Origin of the sequence: Streptomyces physcomitrii (genome assembly GCF_012273655.1) — a bacterium.
GTDB classification, from domain to species: Bacteria; Actinomycetota; Actinomycetes; order Streptomycetales; family Streptomycetaceae; genus Streptomyces; species Streptomyces physcomitrii.
Genome location: NZ_JAAWWP010000018.1, coordinates 55,206 through 70,252 on the forward strand (window position 1 = coordinate 55,206; position 15,047 = coordinate 70,252).

Consider the following 15,047-nt stretch of genomic DNA (forward strand, 5'->3'; position numbering starts at 1 on the left):
CCGTGCTCACAGTCCGTACTCCTTCCAGCGGCGGTCCACCGTGGCGGCCGTGTCGGGGTCGGAGAGCACCATCCCCGGCCAGCCGCCGTCGCGCGTGTACCCCTCCTCGGGCCACTTCGCGGTCGCGTCGATCCCGGCCTTGCCGCCCCAGAACTGCTGGTACGAGGCGTGGTCCAGGTGGTCGACGGGGCCCTCGACGATGCTGAGGTCGCGGGCGTAGTCGGTGTTGCCGAGCGCGCGCCAGGCGACCTCGTGCAGGTCGTGCACATCGCAGTCGGAGTCGACGACGACGATCAGCTTGGTCAGCGACATCATGTGCGCGCCCCAGACCGCGTGCATCACCTTCTGCGCGTGCTTCGGGTACTTCTTGTCGATCGAGACGATCGCGCAGTTGTGGAAGCCGCCCGCCTCGGGCAGGTGGTAGTCCACGATGTCCGGCACGATGATCTTGAGCAGCGGCAGGAAGAAGCGCTCGGTGGCGCGGCCCAGCGGACCGTCCTCCATCGGCGGCCGGCCCACCACGGTCGACTGGAGCAGCGGCCGCTCGCGCATGGTGAGGCAGTCGATCCGCAGCGCCGGGAAGGGCTCCTGGGGGGTGTAGAAACCGGTGTGGTCGCCGAACGGCCCCTCCGGCAGCATCTCCCCGGGCTCCAGCCAGCCCTCGATGACCACCTCGGCCTGCGCGGGCACCTGGAGCGGCACCGTCTTGCAGTCGACCATCTCCACCCGCTTGTTCTGCAGGAACCCGGCGAAGAGGTACTCGTCGATGTCGCCCGGCAGCGGGGCGGTCGCCGCGTAGGTCACCGCGGGCGGGCAGCCGAAGGCGATGGCGACCGGCAGCTTCTCCCCGCGCTTGGCGGCCACCTGGTAGTGGTTGCGGCTGTCCTTGTGGATCTGCCAGTGCATGCCGATGGTGCGGCGGTCGTGGCGCTGGAGCCGGTAGAGGCCGAGGTTGCGGATGCCGGTGTCCGGGTCCTTGGTGTGGGTGAGCCCGAGGTTGAAGAAGGAGCCGCCGTCCTCGGGCCAGGTGAACAGCGCGGGCAGCCGCTCCAGGTCCACCTCGTCCCCGCGCAGCACGACCTCCTGCACCGGCGCGTCCTTCACCTTCTTCGGCGGTACGTGCGCCATCCGGCCGAGCTTGCCGAAGGCCTCCCGTACGCCGACGAAACCCTGCGGCAGCTCCGGCTTCAGCAGCCCGCCGATCTTCTCCGCGATCTCGTCGTACGAGGTCAGCCCGAGCGACTTGAGCATCCGCCGGTCGGTGCCGAAGACGTTCATCGCCAGCGGCATCGCCGAGCCCTTGACGTTCTCGAAGAGGAGGGCGGGGCCGCCGGACTTCTGCACCCGGTCGACGATCTCCCCGACCTCCAGATACGGGTCCACCTCGGCCTTGATGCGCTTGAGGTCGCCGTCCCGCTCCAGGGCCCGGAGCAGCGAGCGAAGATCGTCGTAAGCCATGGGGCCCAGTATCCGGCACCGGCTACCCTGAGCCCGTCACCGGGGCCCGCTCCCCGCCGCACCGTCTCCTGCTGGGGGAAAGCACCACCATGCTCAGGTATCTGCCGTTCCTGCTGGTCCTGGCGCTGTGGATCTACGCCTTCATCGACTGCCTGAACACCCCCGAGGAGGAGGTCAAGCACCTCCCGAAGGTGGTGTGGGTCATCATCGTGCTCCTCTTCGGCGAGGTGCTGATCGGCCCGGTCGCCTGGCTCGTCGCGGGCAAGGCGCGCCGCCCCGCCGGAGCCGGGGGCGCGCACACCCCCTGGAACCGGGGCGGCTCCCGGGGCGGCTGGGTCGCCCCCGACGACAACCCCGACTTCCTGCACGGGCTGAAGAAGGAGGGGCCCGCGCGGGCGGCGGACGAGGACGGCCCCGCGGACCCGGACCCGGCTGCCCCGGACAAGGACGCGGCCCTCCTGAAGGACTGGGAGGCCGACCTGCGCCGCCGCGAGGAGGAGCTGAAGCGGCGCGAGTCCGCGGACCGGCCGGAGGGAGAGGGCCGCAGGTCGGAGGACGAGTCCTGACCGCGGATCCGAGGAGCTGACAGCAGGGGGAGCACGGTGGACTGGGGGACCCTCGTCGCGACGGCCAGTGGCGGCCTGCTCGCCGTGACCGGCACGGTGCTGGCCGACCATCTGCGCCACCACCACGAGGACGACCGCGGCCTGGAGGAGCGCCGCCGCGCCCTCTACCTCGACTTCATCGCCGCCGCCGGGGCCTGCCACACCCGCCTCCGCGAGATCGCCCAGCACCCGGCCACCACCGCCGGCCGCGACACCGACTCCCGGGCGGCCCTGAACGACGCGGGTATATACGAGGCCCGCGAACGCCTCTACATCGACGCGACGACCGCCGTGGCGGGCGCCGGTCAGTCCCTCTTCGAGCACCTGCGCGCCCTGCAGCGCGCGGTGGCGGGCGGCGCCGCCCAGGACTCGGCCGCCTTCCACGAGGCCTACCACCCCTACCTGGACAGCGTCTGGCGCTACCGGGTCGCCGTACGCCGGGAGCTGGAGGGCCGCTCGCTGACACCCGCCGCCTTCGGCTGGCAGAGCTGGGACGGCCGGGACCGCTGCCCCAACTGCCGGGAGCGCGCGGCGGAACCCGGACTCGGCGGCGGCCCGGCCGGGTAGCCTCCCGCCATGCCGGACACCGCACCCGAACCCCTCCTCCACCTCACCGAACGCTCCCTGTGGGAGGCCGCGAAGGCGAGCGGCACCTACGAGTGGTCCACCCGGGGCAGGACCCTCGCCGAGGTCGGCTTCATCCACTGCTCCGCCCGCCACCAACTCCCGCGCGTGGCCGCCTTCTTGTACGGCTCCTACCAGGGCCCCGACGAACTCGTCGTCCTGGTCGTCGACCCGACCCGCCTCACCGCCCCGATCCGCCACGAGCCGGGCTCCCCCGACTCCGAGGAGACCTTTCCGCATGTGTACGGGGCGATCGAGGTGGGGGCTGTGGTGGGGGTGGAGCGGTGGGAGGGGTGAAGAGAGTGGTCGCGGCGGACAGACCGCGAGGCATGGGTTCAGCCGTTCGAGGTTGACGCCATGACGGTGGATCTTTGGCCATTTTGGGAACGGAAGTAGTGCACGTACCTGCGAGTACGAGAGAGTGTCAGAGCTATGGAGAACACTCACTTACACAAGGCACCGTTCGCTGGGGGCAGACGATGACAGTGGTTGAGCAGTGGACGACCGATCATGAAGACGAGTCCGTCATCGTTGTCTCCGAAGACGAGTTCCGGGAGGCCGCAGCACGGGCGCTGGCCGACCTGGGCCTGACCTACGCGGACCTGGAAGAGCAGGCGGAACGCAGAGACTTCTCCTCGGCTCAGGCACACGCCCTCTGGGTATCCATCGGCGGCACGGTTGACCTTTGAGCTTGCGCGTCAGGCTCGTGACTTCGCCAGGGATCTGCAATACACACTGAACGCCACGATCTGCAGCGATGTACGCATCATGGCTGTCCAGCGACCGTCACGGACGCTGGACGTCTTCACTGTGGGTTCAGGTCTCTCTCGTCAGAACCTGACGCAACCAGAGGGTTTCCCCGTCCGGATCGACAAGAAGGCCCCTCGGCTGTGGATGAACCTCAGCTACCAGGTGCACTTAGATCATGAGCAGAAATACCTAACGGTAAGTAAGTCGTACTGTGGCATCTTCTCCGACGCGGATCTGAAGACGGCCCTCTGCCACTTCGATTTCGAGCGCGAGAAGGAGCAGTACACGGCCGCGCACCTCCAGGTCTACGGACAGTCCGCGGCGTTGCAGGCCCTGAACAGAGAAGGCGACCGCAAGAGAGCGCTGGACAAGATCCACTTTCCAGTCGGCGGCAAGCGTTTCCGGCCGAGCCTGGAGGACGTCATCGAGTTTCTCGTCAACGAGCGGCTGGCTGAGCCCCGGGAGGGCTGGGAGCAGGTGGTCGAGGAGGGCCGGAACCGATTCCATCGCAGCCAGTTGCGTGCGGCGATGCGACGTGACACGGCACTCGTCGAGGAATTCATGCGCGAGCAACAGCAACAGTCGTAGAGACGCTTATGTGGCGCGGTCGGCAGCCTGCTGGCCGCGCCCACGCGTGTACCGCGCCCCTCGCCAACTCCCGCTCCGGACCGCCCTCTTGAGTAGCGGTCGCCTCACCCTCGTCACGGCACGCGATGAGCCCGGGGGGTGAGCACCCCCCGGTACCACCCCGCGTACTCCGCCAGCCGAATCGCCGTGCCCGGGCCGGGAGTTGTGCCCGCCGTCTGCCAGGCCTCCGTGCGGTACCAGCGGTCCTCGGTGAGCATCCGGGCCTGGTGGGGGGTGACGCGGCCGGGGGTGTCCCGCACCCGGTCGAGGTACTGCTCGGCGGTCAGGGAGGCGGTGGGTGCCGCCAGGCCCAGGTGGCGGGTGAGCAGGGCCGCGAACTCGTGCAGCGGGACGGGGTCCGGGTGCGCGGCGTGCTGGATGCCGGGGGTCAAGTCGTCGGGGCTCAGGGCGAGTTCGGTGAGGAGGGCGGCGAGGTCGTCCACCGCGACGAAGGAGAGCAGGGCGCGTCCCTCGGCGGGGAGGGCGGGGACGCGGTGCAGGAGTTCGGCGAGGGCGGGGACCACCCACTTGTCGCCGGGGCCGAGGACGAAGGGGGCGCGCAGCACGGTGCCGCCCGCGGCGAGTACGGCCTGCTCGGCGGCGAGGCGGCTGCGGCTGGTCGGGGAGGCCGGCGCGGGCGGCAGCTCCTGCGCGCTCAGGCCGCGGTGCGGGCCCGGGCCGTAGACGGCGGTGGTGCTGACGTACAGGACGCGGCGCACCCCGGCCCGCTCGGCCGCGGCGAGCAGGTCCCGGGTGCCCTGCGCGTTGACCGCCTCGCAGGCGGCGGCGTCACCGCCGACGTACGAGGCGCAGTGCACCAGGGTGTCGGCGCCCTCGCAGGCGGCGCGTAGCGAGGGCACGTCGGTCAGGTCGCCGGCGCAGAACTCGACGCCGGGCTGCCAGCCGCGGCTGCCGGGATCGGGGAACTGCCGTACGAGAGCGGTGAGATGGCGTGGACGTGGAGGTCGGCCCTCGACGCGCGGGGCCGGCACCACGGGCCGAGGGCGGGGCAGCCCGCGGGCGGGCGCGGCCAAAGCGCCCGGGTCGGGGCAACCGGGCCGGTGCGCCGACCCGTTGAGGCGCTCGGCCAGGACCCGCAGTACCGCCGAGCCGATGAACCCGGTCGCTCCGGTGAGGAGGAGCCGTCCGCGGGCGGTCACCGGGGTGGGGCGGGGTGCTGGTGGGGGAACGCGGATTCCGCGTCCTGGATGCGCAGGAGGCCGCGGGCGACCGTCTCCTCGTCCTGGGTCAGGGTCACCGCGACGGGTATCTGCCCGTGCGGTACGGGGCCGGTCGACTCGGCGTCCTGGGGCCCGAGTTGGCGGGCGGTGAGATAGCAGGGGCGGTCGAGTTCGACGTACTTGCTGAACTCGGCGCTGACGTAGGGCGCGAGGGCGTGCTCGAAGCCGGTGGCGAGCTGGGCGGCCTGCCGCATCGCCTCCAGGATGCCGCGGCCGGGGACGTGGTCGCTCTGGCTGTCGAAGATGACCGGGTGGGCCGGGTCGGCGCGCAGCAGCAGGGTGCCGGGGCGGCCGGAGGCGGCGAGCATCACGTCCCCCGGCTCGGCGCCGGTGAGCCCGTGCGGCACGGGCGAGGGCACCTCGATCTGGACGGAGTCGGCGCGGCCGGGGCGCAGCCGCCGATAGGCCGCGGGCGAGACGCAGTTGGCGGCGGCGCCGCCGCGGCCGACCAGGATGCCCTCGCAGTACAGCTCGACCTCGACCCGGATCACGGCCAGCCGCTTGCCGCGCATCTTGATCTCGCGGGCGTGCACGGCGGCCGTGGCCGGGGCGCCGAGCGCGGCGACGACCGGGTGGTCCGGCACCTCGTAGTGCAGGTCCCACAGGAGGAACTGGTTGTCCAGCGGGGCGTGGTAGGCGGCGTGGGCGAGGGCGGTGCCGGCCTGGCGGATCGTCTCGGCGATCAGCATCGGGTTCTGCCTGCCGCGCACCGGGCGGAACAGGGCGTGCGTCTGGGGCCAGCGGACGGCGAAGTGGTAGCTGTCGGTGTCCACTTGGCGGAAGTGGGTGAGGAGGACGTCCGCATCGTCGGCGCGGTGGACGATCTGGCGCGGAACGGAGGTGACATCCGGGGAGTCCACGGCGAGGTGGCGCTGGGCGGCGTGAACGGGCTGACCGGATGCGGCGACGATCAAGCTCATCTGATTCTCCCCCCTTGCGTGAGAAGCGGGGCGCCTCTCGTGTGGTGACGATACCAAAAAAACCACCGGACCGGTTTGTTTGGGTCTCAAACATTCTTTGTCATCTTCGGCCGCGATTCGAGGCGGCCGAGATAACGGACAGAACGGCGAATTACCAGAGATTTCGGCCCGGTGACGCCGGTAACGCAGGTGCCGAAGCACAGCTCACACGAGCCCGGGGGCGCTCGGCAATCGCTGGCTGGAACCCTTTACCCGGCAAAGAGGGGAATCCCCTGCCCGCACAAAACAAACCGGTGCTCACGTAGACTGGACAGATCGTCACCCCCTTGTTGATTACCCGGCGCGAAGCGGGTGAACGCGAGCAACATCCGGAGGCAAACGAATGGCGAAGCAGGCGCGTGCCGTGCAGACGCGGCGCTCGATCGTGGAAGCCGCCGCGAGCGTCTTCGACGACTACGGCTACGAACGCGCCGCCATCTCCGAGATACTGCGCCGGGCGAACGTCACCAAGGGTGCTCTCTACTTCCATTTCCAGTCCAAGGAAGCCATCGCCCAGGCGATCATGGACGAGCAGACGGCGACCGTCGACTTCACCTCGCACGAGCGCGCGGGCGGCTCCCCGCTCCAGGCACTCGTCGACGGCGGCCAGCAGTTCGCGTACGCACTGCGGCACGACCCGATGGCGCGGGCCGGCACCAGGCTCTCCATAGAAGGCGTCTTCTTCGGGGGGCCGCACCCCTGGGGCGACTGGTTCGACACCACCGCCCACCTCCTGAAGGAGGGCAAGGCGCGCGGCGAGGTGCTGCCGCACGTGGATCCGGAGACCACGGCCGAGCTGATCGTCTCCTCGTTCACCGGGATCCAGCTGATCTCCGAGTCGGTCACCAAGCGTGCCGATCTGCGGGAGCGCGTCGCCCAGTTGTGGCGGCACCTGCTGCCCGGCATCGCCAACCCCGCCGTCATCTCCTGGATCAAGACCGAGGGCACCCTCCAGCTGGAGGAGCTGGCGGCGCTGGAGGAGAAGGAGCGCGGCGCGGCCCCGGACGAGCGCGGCGCGGGCGGCGACATCGATGCCGCCGCCGGGTCCCCGGAGGCCGGAGACCTCGACCGCATAGACCGCGTCGGCTGAGGCAGCCGCACCCGCGCCTGCTCCCGCGGCCCCGGGCACCTCGCGCAACGCGCCGGTCCCGTACGTCACTTCGCGCCCCGCGAGCACTTCGGACTCCGCGGTCGCGTCCCCCGCGGTCGCCCGCCGTGCGCTCGCCGCCGCGCCCCCTGTACGCGGCGGGAGCGCACCGGCCGGCCGGAGCGTGAAGGATCCGCTCCCCGGTGACTCACCTTTCCCGCACGGCGGTCGAGGGCGTCCCGAGAGGGCATGGCGGGTTCGCCGCGGACTTCTCGCATCGCGTTCACGCCCTCCCCTCCCTGACCGACTCCCCCGGCCGCGGCCCCCCAGGGCCCCGGCTCCGGCCGTCCGGTGGGCTGAGCATAAAACCGGGTGCCTGGTTTATCAATCGTCAGCATTTGTGACCTCGCCCGCTTCCTTCGCACGGTTCGCGCCAGGAACCACGGGGGTTCACGCCAGAAAACAGTGGAGCCGACACACAGTTGACGGACCGGTCGGTCTGTTTTTAGGCTGTGCAGTGTCAGAGTCAGGTTCGGCGACTGCCAACGGCCGTGGCCGAACCGTGCGTATCTCCACGTACCCATCGCGCACACGCGGTGGCGGGCCGAGCATCGGGGCGGTGTGAAGTGGCACTTCAGGAACGAGCCGAGAGAACCAGGGCGAAGCTGATCCAGGCCGCGGCGACCGTCTTCGACGAGGTCGGATACCAGCGGGCCACCCTGATGACCATCAGCGAACAGGCGAAGGTGACCAAGGGCGGGCTGTCCTTCCACTTCACCACCAAGGCCGAACTGGGCCGCGCCGTCCAGGCCGAGGCCAGTTCGCTCTCCGCGGCGGTCCTGGAGGACCTGGCCGAGCGGCAGGGCCCCGCCCTGGAGATCGTGGTCGAAATGACGCACGCGCTGGCCGAGTTGCTCACCGCGGACGTGGTGGTGCGCGCGGGGACCCGCCTGGCCCAGGAGTTCGAGAGCCCCCAGGACCCGGCCCTCAACGCGCAGGTCTACTGGCTGAGCACGCTGCACCGGATGCTCAACCGCGCGGTCGTGGACGGCAGTCTGGCCCCCGGCACCGATGTGCGGGCGGCGACCGCCCTGATCATGTCGGTGACCATGGGCGCCGAGCGGCTGACCAGCACCCCGTACCAGTGGGCCGCGCTCGGGCGCCCGGAGGTTCCGGCGGAGAGCACCCAGCAGTGGATGTCCCGGATGTGGCGGGTGCTGCGCCCGACGCTGGCGGCCGCCCCCGGCCCCCGGCACAGCGCCGCCGCTGCCGCGGGGGGCTCTCCACTCCCCTCCGGGGGCTCCCCGTTGAGCAGCGTGCCCGCGCCCGGACTGCCCTCGGGCAGCAGCGGCACCGTACGGCAGCTGGTCCCCGGCCGCCTGCGCGGCTGAACGCCGCACCCTTCAGTCCTCCCCCCACGGAAGAGGCCGGCCCCGCACATCGCGTGCGGGGACCGGCCTCCGTGCTGTTCCGGGGCGGGCCTTCGGGCCCTCGCGCGGAGGGCCCGGCGGGCTCAGACGCCCGCGTAGGAGTGCTTGCCGCTGACGAAGATGTTGACGCCGTAGTAGTTGAACAGCCAGCAGGCGAAGGCGAGCAGGGCGATGTAGGCGGCCTTGCGGCCCTTCCAGCCGGCGGTGGCACGGGCGTGCAGATAGCAGGCGTACGCGATCCAGGTGATGAAGGACCAGGTCTCCTTGGGGTCCCAGCCCCAGTAGCGGCCCCAGGCGTCGCCCGCCCAGATGGCGCCCGCGATGATCGTGAAGGTCCACAGCGGGAAGACGGCGGCGTTGACGCGGTAGGAGAACTTGTCCAGCGAGGCCGAGGCGGGCAGCCGCTCCAGGACCGAGGTGGCGAAGCGGCCGGGCTGCCCGCCGCGCTCCAGCTTCTTCTCGTAGGAGTCGCGGAAGAGGAAGAGGGCCGTGGCCATCGCCCCGACGTAGAAGACCGCGCCGCAGAAGATCGCGGTGGAGACGTGGATCCAGAGCCAGTACGAGTGCAGGGCGGGGACCAGCTGGTCGCTCTCGGTGTAGAGGACCGTGACGGCGAGGCCGAGGTCGAGCAGGACGGTGGTGACCAGGATCAGGCCGAGCCAGCGGATGTTCTTGCCGAGTGCGAGCAGGCCGAGGTAGACGCCGATCGCGACCGTGGAGAAGGTGATGTTGAACTCGTACATGTTGCCCCACGGCGCGCGCTGCACGGAGAGCGCGCGGGTGAGGACGCCGGCCGCGGCGATCAGGAAGGCGAGCGTGGTGAGCGAGACGGCGATGCGGCCGTAGAGGTCGCCCTGCTCGTCGCCGCCCGCGGCGCCGGGGCCGTCGGGGACGTCCGAGGCACCGGCCGCGGACCGGGTCACGACCTTCGGCCGCTCCAGGACCGCGGTGCCGCCGCCCTGCTGCTTGACCCGCACGGCGGGCGCCGCCGGGGTGGCGGCCTCCCCGGTGGCGGTGAGGGCGGCCGCGGTCCGGCCGACCTTGCTCCGGCTGCCGAGGATCCACTCGGCCAGGTGCGCGAAGAAGGCCAGCGTGTAGACGGCCATCGCGGAGTAGATCAGGACGTTGCTGATCTGCGCGAGGTTCTCGTTGTTGGCGACGGCGAGGGTCACTTCTCAGCCCCTTCGGCGGGTACGAGGTCGGGGTCGGCGCCGGCCGCGGCGGTCGGCGGGGTGGCGGCGGAGGTCTCGTGCTCCGGCTCGCCGACGGACGGTACACGGGTGTGGAGCGCGCCGGAGAGCTGGCCGAGCTCCTCGCCGAGCCGGGCGGACTCGCTGCGGCCGAGGCCCGCCATCTCGACGACGGTCACGCCGTCCTCACCGGTGCGGGCGCGCACCCAGACGCGGCGGCGCTGGATGAAGAGCGAACCGCTGAGCCCGGCGATGGCGGCGACGGCTCCGCCGAGCGCCCAGCCGTTGCCTGGCTGCTGGGAGACCTGGAAGGTGGCCCACTCCTTGATCTCCTTCTCGAAGGTGACCGAGCCCGCGCCGTTCGGCAGCTTCAGCGTCTCGCCGGGCACCAGCCGCTTCTTGAGCAGCTCGCCCTTGGCGTCCTTGAACTTCGCCATCTTCCGGGTGTCCAGCTGGTAGACGTTCTGCGGGATGCCGGAGTCCACGCCGAGGCTGCCGTGGTAGGCGGAGAGCGCGAGGACGGGGAAGTCCAGGGCCGGGAACTGGGAGAACATCTGGCCCTTGCCCGCGCCCGCGAAGGTCGGCACGAAGAAGGCGTTGAAGCCCAGCTGCTCCTTCCTGCCCTTGCCGTCCTTGTATCCGTCGAGGACCTTGACGGCGCCGGTGGAGGTCTGGTTGGAGTCGATCGGCAGCAGCGGCACGGCCTGGCTGTAGACCTTCTCGCCGCGCCCGTCGCGCACCGTGATCACCGGGGCGTAGCCGTGGCCGACCAGGTAGACCTTGGAACCGTCGACGTCGAGCGGCTTGTTGACCTCGATGGACTTCTTCTTCGGGGGGCCGTCGGCGCCCTCGCGGTAGGTGATGTCGGCGCGGTAGGTGCGCGGGGTGCCGGTGTTGGGGCCGCTGCGCTCGTAGGTGCCGACGAAGTTGTCCAGGTCGAAGCTGAACGGGGCCAGGTCCTCGGGGTCGTAGAGGCTGCCGGACTTGAAGTCGTCGTACTGCGGGAGGGTGTTGGCGAAGCCGTCGCCCTCGATGATCAGCTTGCCGCCCTCGGACTTGAAGAGCTGGCCGCAGGCGAAGGCGATGAGCAGCACGATCAGCGAGAGATGGAAGACGAGGTTGCCCGCCTCCCGCAGATAGCCCTTCTCCGCGGCGATCGCGTCCCCGCTCCCGTGCACCCGGAACCGCCGCCGCCCGAGCAGGGCCCGCGCCTCGGCCCGGACCTCCTCCTCACCGGCCGCGGTGCGCCAGGTGGTGTACGCGGGCAGCCGGGTCAGCCGCTTGGGGGCGCCCGGCGGGCGGCTGCGCAGCTGGCCGACGAACTGCCAGGAGCGCGGCACGATGCAGCCGACCAGGGAGACGAAGAGCAGGATGTAGATCGCGGAGAACCACACCGAGCTGTAGACGTCGAAGAGCTGGACCTTCTCGTAGAGCGGCCCGAGGGTGGTGTGGGTCCGCTTGAACTCCTCGACCTTCAGCTCGTCGGCGCCGGTCTGCGGGATCAGCGAGCCGGGGATGGCCGCGAGCGAGAGCAGCAGGAGCAGCAGCAGCGCCACCCGCATCGAGGTGAGCTGGCGCCAGAACCAGCGCACCCAGCCGATCACCCCGAGCGCCGGCAGCTGGGCGAGGCTCTCCTCCCGGGGCGCGGTGGACAGCTGGGCACCGGCGGCGCCGAGTTCCGGTTCGCTCTCGGGGCGGGTGTCCCCGGAGCGGGGCGGCGCGGTGTCCGGCGCCTCGGACTCGCCCGGGGCACTGGTCCCCGTCGGGGCGGAAGACTTGCTCATCGAATCTCAGATCCCCACCGTGAAGCCGTTGGACCAGACCTGCATCTCCTGTACGACGCGCCCCCAGGCGCCGGTGAGCAGCAGCAGTCCGGTCGCGATCATCATGCCGCCGCCGATGCGCATCACCCAGGCGTAGTGCCGCTTGACCCAGCCGAAGGCGCCCAGTGCCTTGCGGAAGGCGACCGCGGCGGCGACGAAGGGCAGGCCGAGTCCCAGGCAGTAGGCGGTCATCAGTATGGCCCCCCGCCACGCGCTCCCCTGCTCGGCGGCGAGCAGGTTCACCGAGGTGAGGGTCGGGCCGAGGCAGGGCGTCCAGCCGATGCCGAAGAGCGCGCCGAGCACCGGGGCGCCGGCGAGCCCGGTCACCGGCTTCTTGTGGAAGCGGAACTCGCGCTGGGTGAGCCAGGGCATCAGCCCCATGAAGAAGATCCCCATCAGCACCATCAGCACGCCGAGGATCTTCGACAGCGGCCCCTGGTACTCCTGGAGCGTGGCGCCGAAGTAGCCGAAGAGGGCGCCGCCGGAGACGAAGACCGCGGTGAAGCCGAGCACGAACAGGCCCGCGCCGCCGACCATCCGGCCGCGCCGGGCCTCCGCGAGGTCGGTGCCGCTGACCCCGGTGACGTACGAGAGGTAGCCGGGGACCAGGGGCAGTACGCACGGGGAGAAGAAGGAGACGAGCCCGCCGATGACGGCGATCGGCAGTGCGAGCAGCAGGGCTCCGCTGTAGACCGTCTGGTTCATGCCGGCGGCGAGGGTGTCCACAACATCACTTCTCGGCGATCAGGGGGTCGAGCATCTTCCGCAGATCCTCCCCGCTGAGCGGCTGCAGCGAGCGGGCGGCCACCCGCCCCTTCCGGTCGAGGACCAGCGTGGAGGGGATGGCCTGCGGGTTGAGGGTGCCCTTGGGGAAGCGGAGCATCAGCCTGCCCGCCGGGTCGTACAGGCTCGGGTAGGGGACGCCGAAGTTCTCCTCGAAGCGCTTGGCCGGACCGGTGCCGGTGTCCCGGGTGTTGAGGCCGACGAACTCCACGCCCTTCGGCCCGGTGGCCTTGGCGACCTTCACGAAGCCGGGGGCCTCGGCGCGGCAGGGCGGGCACCAGGAGCCCCAGACATTGAGGACGACGAGCTTGCCGCGCAGGTCCGCGAGGTCGAGCGGCTCGCCCTGGAGGGTCTTGCCGCTGATCTCGGGGCCCGGCTTGCGGTCCGCGCTCTTGACCGTGGAGATGCCGTCCTTGCTGGTGACGAAGTTGGTGTTGCCGGAGCCGCCGGAGGTGCCGCCGGCCCCGCAAGCGGCCAGCGCGAGCGCGGCGGCCGCCGTCAGCGCGCCGAGGCGGACGGCACGACGAACGGTTGCAGCGGGGCGGGAATCGCGGCTGGCGGCACTCATGTGAAAAGTTTCGCATGCCGTATCAGGGGATCTTGGCCGCCCCCCGCCTGTACGGATTTTCCCATTTCAGCGGGGGTTTGGGCGGGGTGCGGCACCGGTCTCCGGCGGGGTGGCTCAGCCCGCGCTCTCCTGGCCGCCCTGCCCGTCGGATTCCGGGGTGCCCGATCCGGCGGAGCCCCCGGTCTCCTTGGCGAATCCGCTCCATCCCGCGGCCGGGGCCTGGCCGACGTCGAGGCCCTGGAGCTGTTCGAGCACCGCGGGCTTCTGCACGTCGAGCCAGTCGGTGAACTGCCGGAAGGAGACCAGGCGGACGTCCTTCTTCCCGCTCTTCTCGCCCGCCCGCACGATCCGCTTCAGCGCCTCCTCCACGGCGTCCATGTAGATCCCGCCGTTCCAGGCCTCGAAGTGGTTGCCGATGAACAGCGGCGCGCGGTTGGACTCGTAGGCGCGGGTGAATCCCGCCACATAGGCCTCGGTCGCCTGGGTGCGCCAGCCCGGGTAGTTGTGGGCGGGGGCCTGGGTGGAGTTCTTCGACTGGTTGGCGAGGATGTTGTAGTCCATCGACAGGACCTCGAAGCTGTGCCCGGGGAAGGGGACCGCCTGCAGCGGCAGGTCCCAGACGCCGTTCTTCTTGCCCGGCCAGCGCTGGATGCCGCCGGGCGAGGAGGCGTCGTAGCGCCAGCCCAGTTCGCGGGCGGTCGGCAGCAGGTTCTCCTGGCCGAGCAGGCAGGGGGTGCGGCCGCCGACGAGTTCCTTCTCGTAGTCGAAGGGCAGCGGGTCGAGGTCCTCGAAGCCGGTGTTGGTGCGCCACTTGGTCACGAAGGACTTCGCCTGGGATATCTCGTCGCGCCACTGGGCCCCGGTCCAGTTGCCGACCGAGCCGGTGCCGCCGCAGAAGTGCCCGTTGAAGTGGGTGCCTATCTCGTGGCCCTCCAGCCAGGCGCGGCGCAGATTGGTCAGGGTGTCCCTGATGTGCGCGTCGGTGAGGTAGCCGATGTCGGAGGCGCCGACCGGGTTGTTCGGCGGGCGGTACAGGCGCTTCTTCGACTCGGGCAGCAGATAGAGCCCGGAGAGGAAGAAGGTCATCGAGGCGCCGTGCTCCTTGGCCAGGTCCAGGAAGCGGGGGAAGAGCCCGTTGCCGACCTCGCCCGCGCCGTCCCAGGAGAAGACCACGAACTGCGGCGGCGTCTCACCCGGTTCGAGCGGCTTCGGCGTCTCTGGCTGGTGCGGCTGGCGCCCGGTGTACGCGGTCGAGCCGTCGCCGATCAGCTGCGGATCGCGGACCGAGGCGGGGGGCCGCCCCTCGGGCCGGGTCCGGCCGGGTCCGCCACTGCCGCCCTTGTCGTGGCTGAGGGTGCCGCACCCGGTGAGCCCGAGCGCCGCCGCCGCGGCCCCCGCTCCCAGTACGCCCCTGCGGCTGACCCCGCCTATGCCGCTCATCTCCGGCCCCGCCTCTCTCTGGTCGTCTGCTGCGCGCCCGGCGGCTGCCGGACACTGTGTGAGAGGCCGCGAAGGGCGCGGAGGTTGCGCCGGATTGCTGTGTTCAATGCCCTATGCAGCCTTCTGCCGTGCTGTGAACCCCCCTGCACCGATTCGCCACGTTCCGCTCCCCCTCCACCACGGGGAGCGAGCGCGAACGGGCAGCAGGGCCCGGCCCCCGAGGGGCACCACGCGGGCCCGGATCACCGAAGGTGCGAGGAGCCACGCGCATCACTGACAACGACGACCACGGCGCACGCATGGTTCCCTTTCGGGCCGTGCGTGCGCCGTGTGCGCGGGGTTGTGCGCCCCCATGTCGTACGTGTCGTACCTTGCTCGGTCGCCCTTCGCTCAGGCGTTCCGCCGTGCCCGGCGAGGCGTGCAGCGCGGGCGGACGCGGACGGGCCCCGAGGCCGCTCCGGA

At 71.0% G+C, this 15,047-nt stretch carries 15 protein-coding genes; 7 read left to right on the plus strand and 8 right to left on the minus strand.

Annotation, left to right across the window (positions count from 1 at the left end):
* Positions 1–6: 6 nt before the first annotated feature.
* Positions 7–1,458 (minus strand): menaquinone biosynthesis decarboxylase, encoded by a 1,452-nt coding sequence (locus HFV08_RS24595; RefSeq protein ID WP_168542537.1) that lies wholly within the window; start codon positions 1,456–1,458, stop codon positions 7–9.
* An 89-nt stretch (positions 1,459–1,547) separates the two neighbouring features.
* Here HFV08_RS24595 and HFV08_RS24600 point away from each other — a divergent pair, with 89 nt between their 5' ends.
* The 5 genes from HFV08_RS24600 to HFV08_RS24620 all read left to right on the plus strand — a co-directional run bounded on the left by HFV08_RS24600 (position 1,548) and on the right by HFV08_RS24620 (position 4,025).
* Complete coding sequence (locus HFV08_RS24600) at positions 1,548–2,024, plus strand: PLD nuclease N-terminal domain-containing protein (protein WP_168542539.1); 477 nt, start codon at positions 1,548–1,550, stop codon at positions 2,022–2,024.
* Between the two features lie 36 nt (positions 2,025–2,060).
* Entirely contained in the window at positions 2,061–2,630 is a 570-nt protein-coding gene (locus tag HFV08_RS24605) for a CchlQ (protein ID WP_168542541.1), read from the plus strand.
* Positions 2,631–2,639: 9 nt separating this feature from the next.
* A complete protein-coding gene (locus HFV08_RS24610; RefSeq protein ID WP_040249714.1) occupies positions 2,640–2,984 on the plus strand; it encodes a DUF952 domain-containing protein in 345 nt (114 codons plus the stop codon).
* Between the two features lie 182 nt (positions 2,985–3,166).
* Positions 3,167–3,376: a hypothetical protein gene (locus HFV08_RS24615; protein WP_168542543.1), complete on the plus strand. Its 210-nt coding sequence runs from the start codon at positions 3,167–3,169 to the stop codon at positions 3,374–3,376.
* Positions 3,366–4,025 carry a hypothetical protein gene (locus HFV08_RS24620; RefSeq protein WP_168542545.1) on the plus strand — a complete coding sequence of 220 codons (660 nt, stop codon included), beginning with the start codon at positions 3,366–3,368 and terminating at the stop codon, positions 4,023–4,025. Before HFV08_RS24615 ends, HFV08_RS24620 begins: the two co-directional genes overlap by 11 nt.
* 113 nt (positions 4,026–4,138) lie before the next feature.
* On the opposite strand, the gene HFV08_RS24625 is transcribed toward HFV08_RS24620, so the two are convergent.
* The gene (locus HFV08_RS24625) at positions 4,139–5,224 is read right to left on the minus strand and encodes an NAD-dependent epimerase/dehydratase family protein (protein WP_168542547.1); all 1,086 of its coding nucleotides are present in this window, start codon (positions 5,222–5,224) and stop codon (positions 4,139–4,141) included.
* Entirely contained in the window at positions 5,221–6,225 is a 1,005-nt protein-coding gene (locus HFV08_RS24630; protein WP_168542549.1) for a ScbA/BarX family gamma-butyrolactone biosynthesis protein, read from the minus strand. Before HFV08_RS24630 ends, HFV08_RS24625 begins: the two co-directional genes overlap by 4 nt.
* A gap of 382 nt (positions 6,226–6,607) precedes the next feature.
* Between HFV08_RS24630 and HFV08_RS24635 the strand changes: the two genes are divergently transcribed.
* Together HFV08_RS24635 and HFV08_RS24640 are read left to right on the plus strand one after the other, a co-directional pair.
* Entirely contained in the window at positions 6,608–7,354 is a 747-nt protein-coding gene (locus tag HFV08_RS24635) for a ScbR family autoregulator-binding transcription factor (RefSeq protein WP_168542551.1), read from the plus strand.
* Between the two features lie 623 nt (positions 7,355–7,977).
* Positions 7,978–8,742, plus strand: a complete 765-nt coding sequence (locus HFV08_RS24640; protein WP_168542553.1) for a ScbR family autoregulator-binding transcription factor — start codon at positions 7,978–7,980, stop codon at positions 8,740–8,742.
* A 122-nt stretch (positions 8,743–8,864) separates the two neighbouring features.
* Here the strand turns inward: HFV08_RS24640 and ccsB are convergent, their stop codons facing one another.
* From ccsB to HFV08_RS24665, 5 genes are all read right to left on the minus strand, one after another.
* The gene (gene ccsB / locus HFV08_RS24645) at positions 8,865–9,953 is read right to left on the minus strand and encodes a c-type cytochrome biogenesis protein CcsB (protein WP_312885814.1); all 1,089 of its coding nucleotides are present in this window, start codon (positions 9,951–9,953) and stop codon (positions 8,865–8,867) included.
* Positions 9,950–11,755, minus strand: a complete 1,806-nt coding sequence (gene resB, locus HFV08_RS24650; protein ID WP_168542555.1) for a cytochrome c biogenesis protein ResB — start codon at positions 11,753–11,755, stop codon at positions 9,950–9,952. The genes ccsB and resB overlap by 4 nt, the downstream gene beginning before the upstream one ends.
* A 6-nt stretch (positions 11,756–11,761) precedes the next feature.
* Positions 11,762–12,499 carry a cytochrome c biogenesis CcdA family protein gene (locus tag HFV08_RS24655; RefSeq protein WP_168542679.1) on the minus strand — a complete coding sequence of 246 codons (738 nt, stop codon included), beginning with the start codon at positions 12,497–12,499 and terminating at the stop codon, positions 11,762–11,764.
* A gap of 25 nt (positions 12,500–12,524) precedes the next feature.
* Entirely contained in the window at positions 12,525–13,145 is a 621-nt protein-coding gene (locus tag HFV08_RS24660) for a TlpA family protein disulfide reductase (protein WP_168542557.1), read from the minus strand.
* Between the two features lie 114 nt (positions 13,146–13,259).
* Positions 13,260–14,585 (minus strand): polysaccharide deacetylase family protein, encoded by a 1,326-nt coding sequence (locus HFV08_RS24665; RefSeq protein WP_168542559.1) that lies wholly within the window; start codon positions 14,583–14,585, stop codon positions 13,260–13,262.
* Positions 14,586–15,047: the final 462 nt, after the last annotated feature.